This window comes from Streptomyces sp. NPDC048565 (assembly GCF_040650935.1).
Classification (GTDB): domain Bacteria; phylum Actinomycetota; class Actinomycetes; order Streptomycetales; family Streptomycetaceae; genus Streptomyces.
Window position 1 is genome coordinate 1 of the sequence record NZ_JBEZIH010000007.1, and the last position, 21,323, is coordinate 21,323.

Consider the following 21,323-nt stretch of genomic DNA (forward strand, 5'->3'; position numbering starts at 1 on the left):
TCCGAAGAAGCGACGGCCGGAACACCCAACACCAACTTCCCCACATGCCCCGCCCGACCCATCAACCCGAACGCCTCACCAGCCCGCCGCACATCCCATTCCCGCCTCGGCAGCAGCTCCAGCGCACCGGCCTCGAACAACCCCACCACCTCACGCAGCATCTCCCCCAGCCGCTCGGGCGCCACCTCCGCCAGATCGAACGCCCGGTACTTCACACCCTCGTAGGCAGCGGCGACCTCACCCGGATCCCGCACATCCGCCTTGCCCAACTCCACGAACCGGCCCCCCGGACGCACCAACCCCAACGACGCATCCACCAACTCCCCCGCCAGAGAATCCACCACCACATCCACACCCGACCGGAACACCTCCGCGAACCCCACCGACCGCGACGAAGCAATCCGATCCCCAGACACACCCAACCCCCGCACCACCGACCACTTCGACTCACTCGCCGTCGCACACACCTCAGCACCCAACCACCGGGCCAACTGCACCGCAGCCATCCCCACACCACCCGCGGCCGCATGCACCAACACCGACTCACCCGACCGCACACCCGCCACATCCACCAACGCGTAGAACGCCGTCACGAACGCCACCGGCACCGAAGCAGCCTCAACGAACGACCACCCCACCGGAACCCCCACCACCACCCGCTCATCCACCACGACGGAGGACCGGAACGCGTCCTGCCAGACGCCCATGACCCGGTCGCCCACCGCCACGCCCGTCACAGCGGAACCGACCTCGACGACCACACCGGCACCCTCACTGCCCATCAGCGCGTTCTCCGCGTCCGGATACATGCCCAGGGGGATCAGGACGTCCCGGAAGTTGAGCCCGACGGCGCGGACCTCGATCCGCACCTCGCGCTCGCCCGGAGTGCGGTCTCCGTCGTCCTCAGGCGCCGGCCCCCAGACGATCCCTTCCAGCGTGCCGTTCCCGGCGTGCGTGAGTCGCTCCCCGGCCGGTCCCTCGCCGTGCCCCGAGGTGGAGTCGTCGTGCTCCCGTGCCGGGGCGAGGCCGTGGTCCGGCGCCGGCGGTACGTCGCCACGCACCAGTCGAGGGGCGAACACGTCGTCGCCCCGGACCGCGAGCTGGGGTTCACCCACCGTCAGGGCTCGCAGCACCGATTCGGAGGACGCCGGGGAGTGATCGAGTACGTCCAGGAGGACGAAACGTCCGGGATGCTCCGTCTGCGCCGAGCGCACCAGGCCCCATACGGGTGAGCCCGCGAGGTGGTCCATGCGTTCGCCGTCGTGGACCTGGACCGCTCCGCCGGTGACGAGGACCAGCCTGGACTCCGTGAACCGCTCGCCGGCCAGCCACTGCTGCACGAGCTGCAACGCGTGCAGGGCGGTATGTTCGGCGGCTGCGGCCGTGCCCTCGACGCTGTCCGGGAGCGGCACGGTCCGCAGGTCCACGAGAACGTGTCCGGGGGCCGGAAGCGCCCCCCGGGTCAGGTGTTCCTCCAGTGCCGCCAGGTCGCCGCCCCGACCGTAGGCGGGATCCGGTTCGGGCAGTCCGGGGTACGTCTCACCGAGCACCGAGACACCCAGGGGTGCCACGTCCTGCTCCGACGCCGGTACGAGGGTCCAGGCCACCCGGTATGCGGCGGCGGCGCCCTCATCGGGCGTCGCGGGCAGACGCGTCTCGTCGAGCGGACGGGTCAGCAGTCCGTCGGCGGACAGGACCGGCAGCCCCGCGCTGTCCGTGGCCCGTACCGAGAAGGCACCCTCCGCGGTCGGCGTGAGCGTCACCCGCAGCCGTGTCGCACCGGTGGCGTGCAGCGTGACGCCGGTCCAGACGAAGGGCAGCCGGCTGATGTGCTCGTCGTCCGCGCAGGCCGGCCAGGCGTGGAGGGCGGCGTCCAGGAGCGCGGGATGGATCCCGAAGCCCGTCCCGTCCCCCTCCGGAAGGGAGGCCTCGGCGAACAGTTCGCCCTCGGGCCCGCGCCACACCTTGGTGAGGCCCTGGAACTGCGGTCCGTACGTGAGGCCTTGCCCGTCCAGTCGCTCGTGGAGTCCCGTGATGTCCACGTGTCGCGCGCCGGCGGGCGGCCAGACGTCCGGGCCGGTGCGGGCCACGTGCCCGGTACCGCTCACCAACCTCGCACGCGCATGCCGGACCCAGTCCCCTTCCTGGGACGAGGAGCCCTGGAGGCGGGCATGGACATCCACCGCACGGCTGCCGTCCTCCGCCGCCCCGGCCACCAGCACCTGCACCTGGACCGGCCGGGTCGCCTCCAGGAGCAGCGGGGTCTCCAGGGTCAGTTCCTCGACCCGGTCGCAGCCGACCGCGTCCCCGGCGCGCAGGACCATGTCCAGCAGCGCCGTGCCGGGCACCAGCACGCGGCCGCGTACGGCGTGGTCGCGCAGCCAGGGCTGTTCCCGCAGTGACAGGCGCCCGGTGAACAGCACTCCACCGGTCCCGGGCAGGGACACCGCACTGCCGAGCAGCGCGTGCCCCGTGCTCTCCATGCCGTCCTGGTGCCCCTGCGGACCGCGACGTACGGTGCCGCTGTCGGCCACCCAGTACCGCTTCCGCTGGAAGGCGTACGTGGGGAGCTCGACCCGCCGGACCGGGCGGTCGTCGTACGCGCGGTCCCACCGCACCGGGACGCCGGCCACGAAGGCCTCGGCGAGCGACCGCAGCAGGCGCGCCCGGCCGCCGTCGTCGCGGCGCAGTGTGCCCGTGGCGGTCGCGGCCGGCCCGTGGTCCTCGGCGGTGATCTGAACGGCGGTGGTGAGCACGGGGTGCGCGCTCGTCTCGACGAACCTGCGGAATCCCGCGTCGAGCAGGGCCCGTACGGTCTCCTCGAAGCGGACGGTGGACCGCAGATTGCGGTACCAGTACGCACCGTCCAGTTCCGTATGGCCGAGCTCGCCTCCGGTCACGGTGGAGAAGAACGGCACCCGTCCCGGGCGTGGCACCACAGCGGCAGCCGCCTTCTCGACCTGGGTGCGGATGTTCTCGACCTGGGCGCAGTGGGAGGCGTAGTCGACGGGGATGCGGCGGACGCGAATGCCCTGGGGCTCGCAGTCCGCCATCAGAAGATCGAGCGCCTCCGTGCTGCCGGAAACCACGGTCGTGGCCGGGCTGTTCACGGCGGCGACCGTCACCTCGCCCTCGTACGGGGCGAGCAGCTGGTCCATTTCCGCGAGCGGCCGTTCCACGGATGCCATGCCGCCGTGGCCGGCGAGTTCGGCGGCGATCGCGCGACTGCGCAGAGCCACCACCCGCGCACCGTCCTCCAGACTCAACGCACCCGCCACCACCGCAGCAGCGATCTCACCCTGCGAATGACCCACCACCGCAGCCGGCCGCACACCGTACGACTCCCACACCGCCGCCAACGACACCATCACAGCCCACAACGCGGGCTGCACCACCTCCACCCGACCCAAAGCCTCCCCATCACCCAACGCATCCAACAGAGGAACATCCAGATACGGATCCAGAACCGCAGCACACTCCCCCAACCGCTCCGCGAACACCGGAACATCCCCCACCAACTCCAACGCCATACCCACCCACTGCGACCCCTGCCCCGGGAACACGAAGACGACGCGGTCGTCGGAGGTGGTGACGGTGCCACGGACGACGGCGGGCGTCTGCCGGCCCTCCGCGAGGTCGGTCAGCGCGCGTGCCGGTCCGGTGCCGTTCGCACCGAGGAGGACGGCCCGGTGACCGAGTACGGCGCGGGTGGTCGCGAGGGCGTGGCCGATGTCGTCGGCCCGGGTGGGCCCGGTGGCGTCTTCCACCAACGGCAGCAGACGCCGGGCCTGGTCACGCAGGGCCGCGTCGGACCGCGCCGACAGGGTCCAGGGTCCGGTCGCGCCGTCGGGACGGAGTCCGGTCGCGGCGTCAGGGTCGAAGGTGTCGTCGTGGGTCTCGGTGTCCGGGCCCTGTTCCAGGATGACGTGGGCGTTCGTGCCGCTGACTCCGAACGAGGAGACCCCGGCGCGCCGGGGTCGTCCCGTCTCGGGCCAGTCGCGCGGCTCGCTGAGGAGGGCGACGGTGCCGGCGGACCAGTCGAGGTGCGCGGAGGGCTCGTCGGCGTGCAAGGTCCGGGGAAGGACACCGTGCCGCAGGGCGAGAACGCTCTTGATGACGCCTGCGACGCCGGCGGCGGCCTGGGTGTGCCCGATGTTCGACTTCACCGACCCCAGCCACAACGGCCGCTCGGGATCACGCCCCTGCCCGTACGTCGCCAGCAACGCCCCGGCCTCGATCGGATCACCCAACCGCGTCCCCGTACCGTGCGCCTCCACCACGTCCACATCCGACACGTCAAGACCCGCATCCGCCAACGCCGCACGGATCACCCGCTGCTGAGCGGGACCACTCGGAGCGGACAAGCCGTTCGACGCACCGTCCTGGTTGATGGCGCTGCCCCGCACGACCGCGAGCACCCGATGCCCGTTACGCCGGGCGTCCGACAGACGTTCGACGACGAGGACCCCGACGCCTTCCGCGAACCCGGCACCGTCCGCGCCCGATCCGAACGCCTTGCTGCGACCGTCGGGGGCGAGGCCGCCCTGCCGGGTGAACTCGGTGAAGATGCCCGGGGTGGACATGACGGTGACGCCGCCGGTGAGGGCGAGGTCGCACTCGCCCTGGCGGAGCGAACGCACGGCCAGATGCAGCGCGACGAGCGAGGACGAGCAGGCCGTGTCCACGGTCAGGGCCGGCCCCTCCAGCCCGAGGGTGTAGGCGACACGGCCCGAGAGCACGCTGCCGATGTTGCCCGTGGCCACGTATCCGGCGGTCCCCTCGGGGACTTCGGGGCCGACGGCGAGGTAGTCGCCGCCGTTGGTGCCGGCGAACACGCCGGTCCGGGTCCCGTTCAGGCTGGTGGGGTCGAGTCCCGCCTGTTCGAGGGCTTCCCAGGAGGTCTCGAGGAGCAACCGCTGCTGCGGGTCCATCGCCAGCGCCTCACGCGGCGAGATCCCGAAGAACTCCGCGTCGAAGTCCGCCGCCCCGTCGAGGAATCCGCCCTCGTGGGTGCTCGACGTGCCGGTGCCGCCACCGGGGTGGGTCCCGCGGAGTGCGTCGAGGTCCCAGCCCCGGTCGACGGGGAACGGGGTGATGGCGTCGCCACCGTCGCGGAGCAGGTGCCACAGGTCCTGCGGAGAGCGGACGTCCCCGGGGAAGCGGCAGCTCATGCCGACGACGGCGATCGGGTCGTCCTCGTGCGCCGTGACCGGGACGGGTGCGGGCGCCGGGGCAGGGCCCGTGTCTCCGCCGCCGACGAGTTGGTCGCGCAGGTGGGCCGCGAGGGCACGGGCGTTGGGGTGATCGAAGACGATGGTGGGGGCCAGGCGCAGTCCGGTCACGTTGTTCAGCCGGTTGCGCAGCTCGACGGCGGTGACGGAGTCGAAGCCGAGATCCCGGTATGCGGTCGTGGGATCGACGGCGTCCGGGCCGGTGTGGCCGAGGACCTCGGCGGCCTGTTCGCGTACGAGGGCGAGCAGGGCGGCCTGTTGTCCGGTCCGGTCGCCCAGGGCGGTGATGCGTGTGGCGAGGCCGTCGGTGCCCGCCGCCGGCCGGGGGGCTTCGGCGGTGAGCTGTCGTATCTCCGGAAGGCCGGCGAGGAACGGGCTGGGGCGGGTCGCGGTGTAGGCGGTGTGGAACCTGTCCCACTCCACGTCCGCGACCAGGACGGTCGGCTCGGAGTCACCGGCCACCGCGAGCAGGGCGGCGGTGGCCAGGTCGGGGTCCATCACGGGCAGACCGTGGCGGCCGGCACTGGCCTCGATGTCGCCCATACCCGCCATGCCCCGCTCGTCCCAGATGCTCCAGGCGATCGAGGTGGCGGGAAGCCCCAGGGCGTGCCGTTGCTCGGCGAGGGCGTCCAGGTAGGCGTTGCCGGGGGCGTAGTTGCCCTGCCCGGAGGCGCCCAGGGTGCCGGCCAGGGAGGAGAAGAGCACGAAGGCGTCCAGGTCGGTGTCCTGGGTCAGCTCGTGCAGGTGCCAGGCACCGTCGGCCTTGACCCGCAGGACGTCGTCGATCCGGTCGGGGGTGAGTCGTTCGAGGACGGAGTCGTCGAGGACGGCCGCGGTGTGGACGACCGCCGTGAGCGGGCGGTCGGCGGGCACCGTGGCGAGCAGCGCGGCGAGGGCCTCGCGGTCTCCGACGTCGCAGGCGGCAAGGGTGACGCGTACGCCGGTCTCCTCCAGCTCCGCCCGCAGCTCGGCGGCGCCCGGCGCGTCGGGACCGCGTCGGCTTGCCAGCAGGAGGTGCTCGGCGCCTGTCCGGGCGAGGTGACGGGCCACCCGGGCGCCGAGGCCCCCGGTGCCGCCGGTCACCAGGACGGTCCCCCGTGGCCGCCACGCCGGGCGGGTGCCGGGGGCACCGGTGCGGGAGAGGCGGCGGACCAGGGCGCCGGACGGGCGCAGGGCCACCTGGTCCTCGCCTGTTTCGCCGGACAGGACGGCCGCGAGGAGACGGCCCGTGCGTACGTCGGGCCGTGCGGGCAGGTCGATGAGGCCGCCGAACCGCTCGGGGTGTTCCAGGGCCGCGATCCTGCCGAGGCCCCACACCATGTGCTGCGCGGCGGCGTTGTCCCGGGTGGTGCGCAGGTCCTGGGGGCCGACGGTGACGGAGTCATGGGTCAGGCACCACAGGGGGCCGTGGGTCCCGGCCTCACCGAGGGCCTGGAGCAGGGCGACAGTCGTGATGAGGCCGGTGCGCGCGACACCGCCCTCCGTCGCGGCGCCGTCGGCGACGGTCAGCAGGGACAGCACGCCGGCGATCGTTCCCTCGGGCAGCCGGCCCACGATGTCGTCGCGTGTGGCGTTCGCGTTCAGGGTGAGCGTGGTGACCTCACCACCGTGGTCGCGTACGGCGGCGGCGACGGCGTCGGCGCAGTCGGTGGCCGCGACGGAGTCGGCGGGCACGGCCAGCAGCCATGTGCCGGTCAGAGCAGGGGTGTCGGGCAGGGCGGCGGGGGTCCAGCGCACGTGGTAGAGCCAGGAGTCGACGGCGGCCGTGGCCGTACGGTCGCGGCGCCAGGTCCGCAGGGCGGGCAGCATGCCGTCCAGGGCGTCGACGTCGACGTCGAGGAGTCCGGCCAGGGTTTCGGCGTCTTCGCTCTCCACGGCGTCCCAGAAGCCGGTGTCGTCGGCGGTCTGCGGGGTGTCCTGCGCGGCGGCGGGCCTGCGCAGCGTGTCGGAGTCCCACCAGTAGCGTTCGCGCTGGAAGGCGTAGGTGGGCAGATCGACATGCCCGGTGTCGGCGGCGGGGACAGCCCGCGCCCAGTCCACGGGTACTCCGTGCGCGAATGCTTCGCCGAACGACGCGAACAGGCGTCGCGCCCCTCCGTCGTCGCGGCGCAGCGTTCCGGTCACCGCGGCTTCGTGGCCGGCCGCTTCGAGCGTGTCCTGCACGGCCGTGGTCAGCACCGGGTGGGCGCTGCATTCCACGAACGCTCCGGCATCCGTCGCGGCGAGAGCGCGAACGGCTTCCTCGAAACGCACCGGCCTGCGCAGATTGCGCACCCAGTAGGCGGCGTCCGGCACGTCGTCGCCGAGCCAGTCGGCGGTGACCGTCGAGAAGAACGGCACCTGCGCCCGGCGCGCCCGGATCGGGGCCAGATCGGCGAGGATCCGGTCGGTCAGCGCGTCCACCTGCGCCGAATGTGAGGCGTAGTCGACCGGGATGGGGCGGTAGCGCACTCCGTCGCGCTCACACCGGGTACGAAGCGCGTCGAGTCCTTCGGGGGATCCTGAGACGACGGTGGCGGTGGGCCCGTTGACCGCGGCGACGGCCACGGGGGCCGTGATGCCGTCCAGGAGCCGGCGCACTTCCTTCTCGGAGGCTGCTACGGATGCCATGCCGCCGTGGCCGGCGAGCTCGGCGGCGATCGCGCGACTCCGCAGAGCCACCACCCGCGCACCGTCCTCCAGACTCAACGCACCCGCCACCACCGCAGCAGCGATCTCACCCTGCGAATGACCCACCACCGCAGCCGGCCGCACACCATACGACTCCCACACCGCCGCCAACGACACCATCACAGCCCACAACGCGGGCTGCACCACCTCCACCCGACCCAGAACCCCCCCATCACCCAACGCATCCAACAGAGGAACATCCAGATACGGATCCAGAACCGCAGCACACTCCCCCAACCGCTCCGCGAACACCGGAACATCCCCCAACAACTCCAACGCCATACCCACCCACTGCGACCCCTGCCCCGGGAACACGAACACCGTCCGCGCCACAGCACCATCCACCCGCACCACACCCGCACCACCCACACCCCGGGCCAAAGCCCGCACCCCATCGAGCAACTCCTCCCGCGACCCACCCGCGACCACCGCACGATGCCCATGCACCGCCCGCCCCGACACGAGGGCGGCGCCGACATCCGTGACGGAGGTGCCGGGCCGGGCCTCGACACAGGCAGCCAGCCGACCGGCCTGCGCGCGCAGTGCGTGGTGGCTGCGTGCGGAGATCACCCACGGCACGACCCCGGGTTCGGTGCGTCGTCCCGCGGCCGACTCGACCTGGACCGGTGCCTCTTCAAGGATCTCGGCCCGGACGGGTGCCTCTTCGAGGATGAGGTGGGCGTTGGTTCCGCTGATCCCGAACGAGGACACACCCGCCCGGCGCACCCGCCCCACCCCGGACCACTCACGCGCCTCGGCCAACAACCGCACCCCACCAGAGGCCCAGTCGACATGCCCCGACGGCAGAGCCGCATGCAACGACTCGGGCAACGTGCCGTGACGCAGCGCCTGCACCATCTTGATGACACCCGCCACACCGGCGGCGGCCTGCGTGTGCCCGATGTTCGACTTCACCGACCCCAGCCACAACGGCCGCTCGGGATCACGCCCCCGCCCGTACGTCGCCAGCAACGCCTCCGCCTCGATCGGGTCCCCGAGGACAGTGCCCGTGCCGTGCGCCTCGACCGCGTCCACGTCCGAAGCACCCAGCCCGGCATCCGCCAACGCCGACCGGATGACCCGCTGCTGTGCCGGCCCATGAGGCGCCGTCAGCCCGTTGCTGGCCCCGTCCTGGTTCATGGCACTGCCCCGCACGACCGCGAACACCCGGTGCCCGTTGCGCCGGGCGTCCGACAGACGCTCCAGCACCAGGACGCCCACACCCTCGGACATCCCGATGCCGTCGGCATCGGCCGAGAAGGGCTTGCACCGGCCGTCGGCAGCGAGACCCCGCTGTCGCCCGAACTGAACGAAGGGGGCGGGGGTGGCCATGACGGTCACGCCGCCGGCCAGGGCAAGATCGCACTCGCCCGACCGCAGCGCCCTGCCCGCCAGGTGTATCGCCACCAGCGACGACGAGCACGCCGTGTCCACCGTCACCGCGGGACCCTCGAAACCCAACGTGTACGCCACCCGGCCCGACAGGACGCTGCCCGCGCTGCCGGTCATGAGCAGGCCCTCGACGTGCCCCGGGGTCCGGTCGAGCGGCGGGGCGTAGTCGTGGTAGACCTGCCCCGCGAAGACGCCGGTGCGGGTGCCGTGCAGGCCGTCCGCGTCGAGTCCCGCCTGTTCGAGGGCTTCCCAGGAGGTCTCGAGGAGCAACCGCTGCTGCGGGTCCATCGCCAGCGCCTCACGCGGCGAGATCCCGAAGAAGCCCGCGTCGAAGTCGCCCGCCCCGTACAGGAATCCGCCCTCACGGGTGTAGGACGTGCCGGTGTGGTCCGGGTCGGGGTGGTAGAGCCCGTCGAGGTCCCAGCCGCGGTCGTCCGGGAAGCGGCCGATGCCGTCCGTGCCGGTGGCCGTGAGCTCCCAGAGCTCCTCGGGACTGGTGACGCCTCCGGGGTAGCGGCAGGCCATGCCGATGATCGCGAGGGGTTCGTCCGTGGGCGCGGTCGGCGCGGCGGACTCCTCCTGCCGCTCCGTTCCCACCAGTTGGTCCACCAGGTGGGCGGCCAGTTCGGTGGGGTTGGGGCGGTCGAAGACCAGTCCGACGGGCAGGCGCAGTCCGGTCGCGTTGTTCAGACGGTTTCGCAGTTCGAGTGCGCTGAGCGAGTCGAAGCCGAAGTCCCGGAAGGCGCGCGTGACAGGGATCCGGTCGGCGGAGGCATGGCCGAGGACGGCGGAGGACAGGTCACGTACGAGTCCGAGTGCCAGGTCGATGCGCTCGTCCGGTGCCAGGGCCGTCAGACGCTCGGTGAACGTCCCGTCGGCACCCGAGGGCCGCGCCGGACGCACGAGCCCGCGCAGCAGCGCCGGTATCCCCTCGCCGGTCGCTTGTTCGCGTACCCGGCGCAGGTCCAGTTTGGTGGGCACCACGAGCGGCCCGCGGTCGGCGACCGCTCGGTCGAACAGCGCGAGGGCCTCGTCCTCGGGCAGCGGCGCCACACCGAGCCTGGCCAGTCTCGTACGGTCGGTGGTGTCGAGGCCGGAGGCCATGCCACCACTGAGGTCGTCCTGTTCCCACAGGCCCCAGGCCTGGCTCTGCCCCGGCAGGCCGAGGCCGGCGCGGTGGACGGCGAGTGCGTCGAGGAACGCGTTGGCGGCGGCGTAGTTGGCCTGTCCCGCACCACCGAGGACGCCCGAGACCGAGGACATGAGGACGAAGGCGGTCAGCGGCTCGTCGCGGGTGAGTTCGTGCAGGTTCCAGGCGGCGTCCACCTTGGGGCGCAGCACGGTCGTGAGCTGGTCGGGCGTCAGGGAGGTGACGACTCCGTCGTCCAGGACGCCCGCCGCGTGAACCACCGCGGTGAGTGTGTGGTCGGCGCGGATGCCCGCGAGTGCGGTCTTCAGGGCATCGCGGTCCGAAGGATCGCAGCCGAGGGTGGTCACCTCGCAGCCCGCCCCGGTGAGCTCCGCCGTGAGGTCGCCGGTGGCCTCGGCTCCGCGACGGCTGACGAGGACGAGGCGGCGTACGCCGTGCTCACCGACCAGGCGCCGGGCGATCAGGCGGCCGATATGTCCGGTCGCGCCGGTGAGCAGGACCGTGCTGTCGGGTCCGAAGGGCGTGGCGGTGTCGTCGGCCGGGCCCGTGACCCGAGCGAGCCGAGGGGTATGGGCCCGGCCGGCGCGCAGTGTGACCTGGGGTTCGTCGCCCGCGGCGACGGCGGGCAGGAGTCGCAGCGAATCGGGGTCCTGGTCGGTGTCGGCCAGGAGGAACCGTCCGGGAGTTTCGGTGTGCGCGGTGCGCAGGAAGCCCCAGACGGTGGCGGCGGCGACGCCGGCCTCGGATGTCGGGCCGACAGCGGATGTCGGGCCGACCGCTCCCTCGGTGACGGTGAGGAGGCGGGTGCCGGCCAGGCGCTCGTCGAGGAGCAGGGTGCGGGCGGTCTCCAGGGCCCTGGCCGCGTGGACGTACGCAGTGGTGGCCGTGTCGCTGTGCCGGTCGCGCACGGTCCACACGAGGACGTCGGGCGCGTCGGCTCCGGCGTCGAGGGCGGCGCGCAGGCCGTCGAGGTCACGGTAGGTGTCGGGTGCGGCGCCGGCGTTCCGCAAAGCGCCGGGGACCGGTGACGCGTCGTCGTCGGTGAGCACGGCCCAGTGGCCTGTGGTGCGCGCCTCGGCGGGCAGCGGCAGTGGTTCCCACTCCACGACGTAGAGGGAGCGGCCCGCCGTGCCGTGCGGCCCGGTGAGCTGGGTGGTGTCGGCGGGCCGCAGGATGAGAGAGCCGATGTCCGCAACCGGCCGCCCCGACGGTTCGGCGAGGTCGATGGCGACGCCGGAGCCGCCGGAGGGGGTGATCCTGGCGCGCAGTGTGCGGGCGCCGGCGGTGTGTACCGACACCTCGTTGAAGGCGTACGGCAGGCGCAGTCCACCCTCGGAGCGGCCGGTGGTGACCACGGCGTGCAGGACGGCGTCGAGGAGCGCCGGATGGAGGGCGAAGCCCTCGCCCTCCGGGAACGCGGTCTCGTCGTGCTCGGGCGGGCGTGTCTCCGCGTAGACGGTGCCGTCGGGTGCGTTCCAGAGGCCGGCCAGGCGCTGGAAGGCGGGACCGTAGACGTATCCGTCGTCCGCCAGTTCGTCGTAGAGGCCGGTGAGGTCGGTCTCGGTGGTGCTGGGGGGCGGCCAGGTCGCGGCCCAGTCGGGGGCGGCGGGGTCCGGTGCGGGGGCCTCCGTGCGGAGGGCCGCTGTCGCGTGGTGGGTCCAGGGCGCGCGGGAGTCCGTGGTGCCCGGACGGTCATCGGATCCGGGGCGGCTGTGCACGGTCGCGGTGGCGCGCTCGGGGCCGTCGGCGGTGACGGTGATCTGGAGATCCGTGGCGTCGCCTGCGGCGGGCAGCGGCAGCGGGGCGTGCAGGGTGAGTTCCTCGATGTGGGGGGTGCCGTACCGTGCGCCGGCTTGGGCCGCCAGTTCGAGCAGGGCGGTTCCCGGCAGGAGCGGGAGTGTGCCGACAACGTGGTCGTAGAGCCACCGTTGGTTCTGCTCGGTGAGTCGTCCGGTCAGGACGAGCCCCTCGTCGACGGCGGTGCGCACTGCCGCGCCGAGCAGCGGGTGGCGGACCGGGGTGAGTCCGGCGGCCGCGACGTCCGGGGAGCCGGTGCCGGTGTCGGGGGCGAGCCAGAAGCGCTCTCGCTGGAAGGCGTACGAGGGCAGCGTGACGTGGCGGGCACCGGTGCCGGCGTAGATCTGGGACCAGTCCACGGGAGTGCCGTGGGTGAAGACGGCGCCCAGTGAGGTCAGCAGGCGCCGCAGGCCGCCGTCGCCGAGGAGCAGCGAGCCGACCACGGCCGCGTCCCGGCCGGCTTCCTCCAGTATGTGCGTCACGTTCCCGGCCAGCACCGGGTGGGCGCTGCATTCCACGAAGGCGTCGAACCCGTCGACGGCCAACTCCCGTACGGCTTCTTCGAAGCGGACCGTGTGACGGAGATTGCGCACCCAGTAGGCGGCGTCCGGCACGTCGTCGCCGAGCCAGTCGGCGGTGACCGTCGAGAAGAACGGCACCTGCGCCCGGCGCGCCCGGATCGGGGCCAGATCGGCGAGGATCCTGTCGGTCAGCGCGTCCACCTGCGCCGAATGTGAGGCGTAGTCGACGGGAATGCGGCGGGCCCGAATGCCGAGGTGCTCGCAGTCCGCCACCAGGCCGTCGAGCGCTTCGGTGTCGCCGGAGACCACGGTGGACGCCGGGCCGTTCACGGCTGCGACCGTCACCTCGCCCTCGTACGTGCGGAGCAGCTGCTCCACCTCCGCGAGGGGGCGCTGCACCGCGACCATGCCGCCGTGGCCGGCGAGTTCGGCGGCGATCGCGCGACTCCGCAGAGCCACCACCCGCGCACCGTCCTCCAGACTCAACGCACCCGCCACCACCGCAGCAGCGATCTCACCCTGCGAATGACCCACCACCGCAGCCGGCCGCACACCATACGACTCCCACACCGCCGCCAACGACACCATCACAGCCCACAACGCGGGCTGCACCACCTCCACCCGACCCAGAACCCCCCCATCACCCAACGCATCCAACAGAGGAACATCCAGATACGGCTCCAGAACCGCAGCACACTCCCCCAACCGCTCCGCGAACACCGGAACATCCCCCAACAACTCCAACGCCATACCCACCCACTGCGACCCCTGCCCCGGGAACACGAACACCGTCCGCGCCACAGCACCATCCACCCGCACCACACCCGCACCACCCACACCCCGGGCCAAAGCCCGCACCCCATCGAGCAACTCCTCCCGCGACCCACCCGCGACCACCGCACGATGCCCATGCACCGCCCGCCCCGACACGAGGGAGAGGCCCACGTCCGCGGCGGACACGTCCGGTCGGGCGTCCACGAACGCCGCGAGGCGCTCCGCCTGGTCCCGGAGCGCGTCGGCACCGCGGGCCGAGAGGACCCACGGCACGACGGAGGGCACATCGCGACGGCTGACGGGCTCATCCTCGGCCGGGGCCTGTTCCAGGATCACGTGGGCGTTGGTTCCGCTGATCCCGAACGAGGACACACCCGCCCGGCGCACCCGCCCCACCCCGGACCACTCACGCGCCTCGGCCAACAACCGCACCCCACCAGAGGCCCAGTCCACATGCCCCGACGGCAGAGCCGCATGCAACGACTCGGGCAACGTGCCGTGACGCAGCGCCTGCACCATCTTGATGACACCCGCCACACCGGCGGCGGCCTGCGTGTGCCCGATGTTCGACTTCACCGACCCCAGCCACAACGGCCGCTCGGGATCACGCCCCCGCCCGTACGTCGCCAGCAACGCCTCCGCCTCGATCGGGTCCCCGAGCACGGTGCCCGTGCCGTGCGCCTCGACCGCGTCCACGTCCGAAGCACCCAGCCCGGCATCCGCCAACGCCGACCGGATGACCCGCTGCTGTGCCGGCCCATGAGGCGCCGTCAGCCCGTTGCTGGCCCCGTCCTGGTTCATGGCACTGCCCCGCACGACCGCGAACACCCGGTGCCCGTTGCGCCGGGCGTCCGACAGACGCTCCAGCACCAGGACGCCCACACCCTCGGACCATGCCGTTCCGTCGGCGTCGGCCGAGAAGGGCTTGCACCGGCCGTCGGCCGCCAGCCCCCCTTGCCGGCCGAACTCACGGAACATGCCGTCCGTCGCCATGACGGCGACGCCGCCGGCCAGGGCCAGGTCGCACTCGCCCGACCGCAGCGCCCTGCCCGCCAGGTGTATCGCCACCAGCGACGACGAGCACGCCGTGTCCACCGTCACCGCGGGACCCTCGAAACCCAACGTGTACGCCACCCGGCCCGACAGGACGCTGGGCGTACTGCCGGTGAGGATCTGGCCTGCGAGGTGTTCCGGTGCCTGGTGGGCGCGGGGGCCGTAGTCGTGGGTGGTGGCGCCGACATAGACGCCGGTGGCCGAGCGGCGCAGGCCGTCCGGGTCCATCCCGGCCTGTTCGAGGGCTTCCCAGGAGGTCTCGAGGAGCAACCGCTGCTGCGGGTCCATCGTCAACGCCTCACGCGGCGATATCCCGAAGAAGTCCGCGTCGAAGTCCGCCGCCCCGTCGAGGAATCCGCCACCGGGTCCGGTCTCACCCGTGTCCGTCCCGTGCGAGACCCAGCCTCGGTCCGTGGGCCAGGTCGTGGCAGCGTGTGCGCCGTCGGCGGCGAGACGCCAGAGATCGTCCGCCGAGACGACTCCGCCGGGGTAGCGGCAGGCCATGCCGACTACGGCGACGGGTTCGTCGTCGGTGTGCCGCAGGCGCTTGTCCTGCTCGTGTGCCGGGCCGGCCGTCTCGTCGTCGGGACGGGTGTCGGGCGTCGTGGAGCCCGGGTGGTCCGGGGTTGTGGCCGTCAGGCGTGGCGACTTCGCGCGCGCTGCCAGTGCGGTGGCGGGTTCCCGGGACGTGAGGGGCTCGTGGGACCCGTCCCGCGGACCGGTGGGCCGGTCGACGGCGGCGCGTGAGACGTCGATGTGCGCGGCCAGGGCCTGGGGCGTGGGGTGGTCGAACACCGTGCTCGCCCTCAGGGGCAGTCCCGTGCGCACCGCGAGAGTCCTGCCTAGTTCCTCGATCATGACGGAGTCGAAACCGAGATCCTTGAAGGTGAGCGCCGGGTCGACCGGGCTCGTGTCCCGCATGACGAGGGCCGCCTGCTCGCAGACGAAGGTGCGCAGAGCCGCCGTTCGTTTCGGTCCGGTGAGCGCGGTCAGCCGGGTGAACTCCTCACGGCCGATGCTCGCGGTGTGCGTGCCGCTGGTCGCCGCGGTGTCGGGTACCTCCGTGGTGGCCGGTGCCGGCCCGGCGTCGAGCCAGAAGCGACGGCGCTGGAAAGGGTAGGTCGGCAGGTCGACACCTCGGGCGCCACCCAGCAGAGGGGTCCAGTCGACATCGACGCCCGCCACCCAGAGCTCCGCCAGGGACCTGACCGATACGCGGTTTCCGGCCTCTTCGACCAACGAGATGACGGCGGGCAGGGTCTCGGTATCCGCACCCTCGGCCAACGAGATGAGATCCGCGTCCGGGCCGATCTCCACGAAGGCCGACACGTCGCTGTCCCGCAACAGCGCAGCCAGGCCGTCGGCGCACGGAGCCGTCTCACGCACCTGTCGCACCCAGTGCTCCGGGTCCTGGAGCCGTGCGGGTTCCGTCGGGCCTCCCAGCGTCGTCGACACCAAGGGCAGCCGCGGGACGTCGGACTCAGCGGAGGACAGCACCCTGCGGTAGGCCTCCGCCCCGTCGGCCGACGAGGTCTCGCTCAGCCAGGCGCGCGCCAGCACCACCCGGGCCGCGTCCCGCAGCGACCACACGCCCGATACATGCGCGGCCGCCAGCTCGCCCACCTCGTGCCCCACCAGTACCGACGGCCTGAGACCCCACGACGCCAGCAGCCGCCACGAGGCCACGCCGAACGCGAAGGCTCCGGCCTGCGCCCGGCCACCGCTCTCCGTCTCCGGCTCCGGCTCCGGCTCCACGCCGGCCTCTCCGGTCATGGTCCGACGCAGCGTCGCGCCGAACACCCCGTCCTCAAGCCCGAGCCGCGTCCTCGCCCCAGGCGGCAGACCGATCGTGTCGGCGACCTCCGCGGCGACCGCGTCGAAGGCTTCGCACACCTCCGCCAGCGCCTCGGCGAACACGGGGAAGGCGGACAGGGCCAGGCCCGCGCCTCCGGGCCTCGGGGCCCGGCCCGAGAACACCACTCCCACCGTGGCCGGCATCGCCGGGCCGGACAGCAGGACATCGGGCCCGGGGGCCCCGTCGGCGAGTCCGCGTACCGCGGTCAGCAGTTCTTCGTGCGAGGGCGCCACGACGGCCGCCCGCCGCTCGAAGCCCTTGCGGGACGCTGCGAGGGACCATGCGACATCCGCCGCTGACGCTTCCGTGTCGTCGACCGCGCCGCTGCCTGCCAGCCGGGACGCGGCATCACGCAGGGCGGCCTCGCTGCGTCCGGACAACAGCCACGGCACTTCGGGAAGAGATGCCGGCGGGTCTGCCGGTGCGACCGGGCGGGGGCTCCAGTCGGACAGGACCACGTGGCAGTTGGTGCCGCCCATGCCGAAGGAGCTGACGCCGGCCACGAGTTCGCCGTCCTCGCCATCGGGCCCTGTGGCGCTGCCGGGCCACGGACCCAGTCCCCGCTGCACACGAATGTTCAGTTCCTCGAAGGGGATGCGAGGGTTGGGCCTCTCGAAGTTGAGGCTGGAGGGCAGTCGGCGATGCTTGAGGCAGAGGACGACCTTGATGAGACCGGCTATTCCGGCGGCCCCGCTGAGGTGGCCGATGTTGGTCTTCACCGAGCCGACGGCCAGGGGCCGGTCAGCCGGGCGGTGACGGCCGAGGGCATCACCCAGTGCGGCGGCCTCGACGGGGTCCCCGGTGGGCGTGCCGGTGCCGTGCAGTTCGACGTAGCCGACGGCCCCGGGCTCGATGCCGGCGCTCCGGTAGGCGGACGTGAGCACATCGGACTGGGCCTCGCCGGTCGGGGCCGTCAGGGTCGCTCCGGCGTAGTCGTTGTTGGTCGCGCTGCCGCGGACCAGGCACAGGATGCGGTCGCCGTCGACGAGTGCGGTGTCGAGGCGCTTCAGGATGACGGCGCCACCGCCCTCGCCCGGTACGTAGCCGTCGGCGCGCTCGTCGAAGGTGTAGCAACGACCGCCGGGGGACAACGCACCGAGGCGAGCGGCGAGCAGCACGCTCTGCGGCAGCAGATGGAGATTGACTCCGCAGACCAGGGCGGCGTCGGACTCGCCCGCGCGCAGGCTCGCACCGGCGAGATGGAGTGCGACCAGGGAGGAGGACTGCGCGGAGTCGACGGTGATACTCGGTCCGCGGGCACCGAGGAAGGCGGACAGCCGGTTGGCGAGCACACCGCGCTGCACGCCGGTGAACGCGTGCTGCGTAGCGAGCCTCTGGACGTGCGGGGAGAGGATTTGGGCGTAGTCGTCGCCGGTGACGCCGACGAATATGCCGAGCCGGGTGCCGCGGATCCGGTCCGGCGTGATCCGGGCGTCCTCCAGCGCCTCCCAGCCCAGTTCGAGGGCGAGCCGCTGCTGGGGGTCCACGAACGGGGCCTCCCGGGGCGAGATTCCGAAGAACGCGGCGTCGAACTCGTCGACGCGCTCCAGATAGGCACCGCCGCGAGGAGTCTGTCCGGCTGCGGCTCCCGTCCAGCGCCCGGGCGGCACCTCGCCGACACCGCTCCCGCCCGAGGCCAGCATCCGCCACAGCTCGTCCGGGTTCTCCGCCCCGGCAAAGCGACACGAGACGCCGACGATGGCGAGCGCCGAGTCCGGGCCGTCCGCTGCCCTCATGAGTGCGTCTCCCTAGATTTGCTGGATTACCCGGATTATCCGGGTTCCCGATACCCGAAATCCCTGCAAGAAGTCGCGGATAAACAGAACGAACACCTGCGCACGTTCCCCTGAATTCCGGTTCCGAAAGAATATGAGCAGCACGCCCCGCGAGCGTCCCACGCTTTCACCCGGCGCATGCGTGACCATCGGCGAACTCCGCCGTTACATCCCGGGCGATAAGTTTCGCCGCACCGTGACGCACCGCTTCTCCCGGTACGCAAAAAGGCGGGGCGGCCGACGGGTCCGGCGGGCCCGCGGCTCAGCCGAGGTAGTCCTCCGGCCCGCCGTCCCGCACGGTGTCGAGGGTGAAGCAGTGGAACCCGCCACCGAAGAGGCGGCGGTGCCGGTGGCGCACCGGCACGACGGTGAACTTCGCCTGCTCCAGAGTCCGGATCAGCTCCGGGCTCGACTCGTTGACCAGGACGGTCTCCGGGTCGACGGACAGTACGTTCAGGTCGATGAAGGGGCTGGTCAGAATGAGCGCGTCGTCGTCGTACCGCGGGAAGCTGTTCTGCGTGGGGGTGGGGGCGACGATCCGGTCCCAGCGGCGCAGAGCGGGCGGCAGGGCGTCGGCGACCGCCTCCGAGCGAACGAGCAGCAGGCCGGGGCGCAGGGCGAGCACCATACTGTCGATGTGGCTGTCGCTCAGCCGGTGGACCCGATGGATACGGAAGCGGCCCTCCAGGTGGCGCTCCAGCCACGTGACAGCGAGTTCGTGGTTCTCCGTCGAGACGTTCGCGACGATGTCCCGGCCGAGCCGGAGGCACTGGGCAGCGTCGAACATCATCTCCGTACCGACGTCCCAGGGCGAGGGCCGGGGCTCCCCGATGGGCTCGGTCGGTCCGCCGACGGTCGCGGTTCGCACATAGGACAGGTCGAAGGAAGCGTCCGTCATCAGCGGGCGGGGCATGGTGGTCCAGCGGCAGCCACGCCGGAAGTACTCCTGGAACAGCGGTTTCAGCAACTGGGTCTCGAAGTAGCGGGATCGGATCATGGGTGGTGTCTCGATGATCTCGTCACCGAGGACGAGCGTGTTGTCGCGGATGTTGAGCGGCGGCACGACGGAGGCTGACCAGGCCGGCGTGGTGACCTCGGCGGTCCCGGCGGGCAGGGCGCGGGGACGGTGAACGGTGACACCCAGGCCCCGCAGGGTGTCGGCCAGCCCTTCGAGGTCCTCGTTCAGCTCGTCGACATAGCGCCGCGCCACCGGCAGCCGCTCCCGGTCGGACTCCTCGCTCCGCACGGAAAGCCGGGGGTAGTACCACTCGGACCGGCCGGGGTTGTCCTGAGCGAGGTTGTCGTGGAAGAAGAGGTCGAACGAGAGTTCCCGCTCGTGCGAGACGTAGTTCTCGGCGGATCCGACGACGACCTCACGCAGTCGCGACCACTCGTCAAAACTGTTCAGAAGCATGCAGTGAACCGCCTACTCGTCGGGTGACCGGCCGGCCGCGAACTTCGTGGAGCCCCTCTCATCATCACCGGGCCCGGACCGCAGCGGGCATCGGCGAGCTCCGCCGTTACGGCACGGAATCCCTTTTCACCCCCAGCGCGACAAGCAGCATCAGATATTGAGTACCTGAGGTCGCATATACGTCTCGGGCACGGCGTCGGGAATGAGAGGGGTCAGGGGTGGACAGTCTGCGGCCCCGCCGGGTAGAAAGGCGTGCGGGGCGGGTGGAGGTTTGTATCCCCCGCCCGTCCCGATGCGGGTCGTCTGTTGATATCCACTTTCCACGAGCCGTATCTTCCGGGCTTTGTCGAATTCGTTCTCTCGCGAGATGAGGAAGGGTCATGGGTGACCCGTTGCACACCGTCTCCACACTGCCCACGGCGCGGCAACCCGGCTGCCCCTTCGACCCTCCGACGGAGCTGCTCGAAGCCCGGCGCCACGGCCCTCTCAGCCGCTACACGTTCCCCGGCGGACACGTCGGCTGGCTGGTCACGGGGTACGACCTGATCAAGTCGGTGCTTTCCGACCCACGGTTCAGTTCCCGGCGGGAATTCATGCGTCATCCGACCGTCGACTACGGCGGCCTGGAACTGCCTCCGGTGCCGCTGGGCGAGTTCCTCCTCATGGACGACCCGCAGCACAGCCGCTACCGCAGGCCGCTGATGGGCAAGTTCACCGTGCGTAGGATGCGGCAGCTCACCGAGCGCGTGGAGCAGATCACCGCCGAACACCTGGATGCCATGGAGGAGTCCGGCCCTCCCGCGGATCTCGTGAGCGCGTTCGCCAAGCCGGTCCCGGCCATGATGATCTGTGAGCTTCTCGGCGTACCGCACTCCGACCGGGCCTTCTTCCAGACCCAGTTCGAGTCGTTCATGGACGCCGAGGCGCAGGACGAGGAAGCGGTCGCCGCCTACACCACGACCCGGCACCTCCTGGGTGAGCTGGTGGCCGCGAAGCGCGCGCACCCCACCGACGACGTGCTCAGTGAGCTCACCGACAGCGACCTCACCGACGAGGAGTTGCAGGGCATGACGCTGGTACTGCTCGCGGCAGGCCTCGACACCACGGCGAACATGCTGGCGCTCGGCACCTTCGCGCTGCTGCGCCACCCCGAGCAGCTCGCCGCGCTGCGTGCCGATCCCGGGCTCACGGACCGGGCTGTGGAGGAACTGCTGCGGTACCTCAGTGTCGGCAAGACCTTCATGCGGACGGCGCTGGAGGACGTCCGCCTCGGCGGCCGGACCGTCAGGGCCGGCTCGTCGCTCATCCTGTCCTACAACACGGCGAACCGTGACCCGGAGCGCTTCACCGACCCGCATGTGCTCGACTTCCGGCGGCAGGACGGCGGGCACATGGCCTTCGGCCACGGCATCCACCAGTGCCTGGGCCAGCAACTGGCGCGTGTCGAGATGCGCGTCGGCTTCCCCGCGCTGGTCGCCCGCTTCCCGTCACTGCGGCTCGCCGTACCGGCCGAGGACATCGTCATGCGCACGGAGCTGTCCGACATCCACGGGGTGAAGAGCCTCCCGGTCACGTGGGACGTGTGAACCGTGAGGGCCGGGGTGGACGTCGAGCGCCGTATCGGGTCCGGGATGTGCGCCCCTGCGGCCGACGAGGTGTTCGACCAGTGTGAGGACGACGGCAAGGCCGTC

3 protein-coding genes are annotated in these 21,323 nt (G+C 71.9%); 1 reads left to right on the forward strand and 2 read right to left on the reverse strand.

Annotated elements, in window-relative coordinates:
* Both AB0C75_RS10815 and AB0C75_RS10820 read right to left on the reverse strand, forming a co-directional pair.
* On the reverse strand, positions 1-18,179 hold an 18,179-nt coding region (locus AB0C75_RS10815; protein ID WP_362889200.1), incomplete at its 3' end, for a type I polyketide synthase.
* Positions 18,180-18,480: 301 nt separating this feature from the next.
* Entirely contained in the window at positions 18,481-19,632 is a 1,152-nt protein-coding gene (locus AB0C75_RS10820; RefSeq protein ID WP_362889202.1) for a glycine amidinotransferase, read from the reverse strand.
* A 380-nt stretch (positions 19,633-20,012) separates the two neighbouring features.
* Here AB0C75_RS10820 and AB0C75_RS10825 point away from each other — a divergent pair, with 380 nt between their 5' ends.
* On the forward strand, positions 20,013-21,218 hold the full coding sequence (locus AB0C75_RS10825) for a cytochrome P450 (RefSeq protein ID WP_362889204.1): 1,206 nt from the start codon (positions 20,013-20,015) through the stop codon (positions 21,216-21,218).
* Positions 21,219-21,323 lie beyond the last annotated feature (105 nt).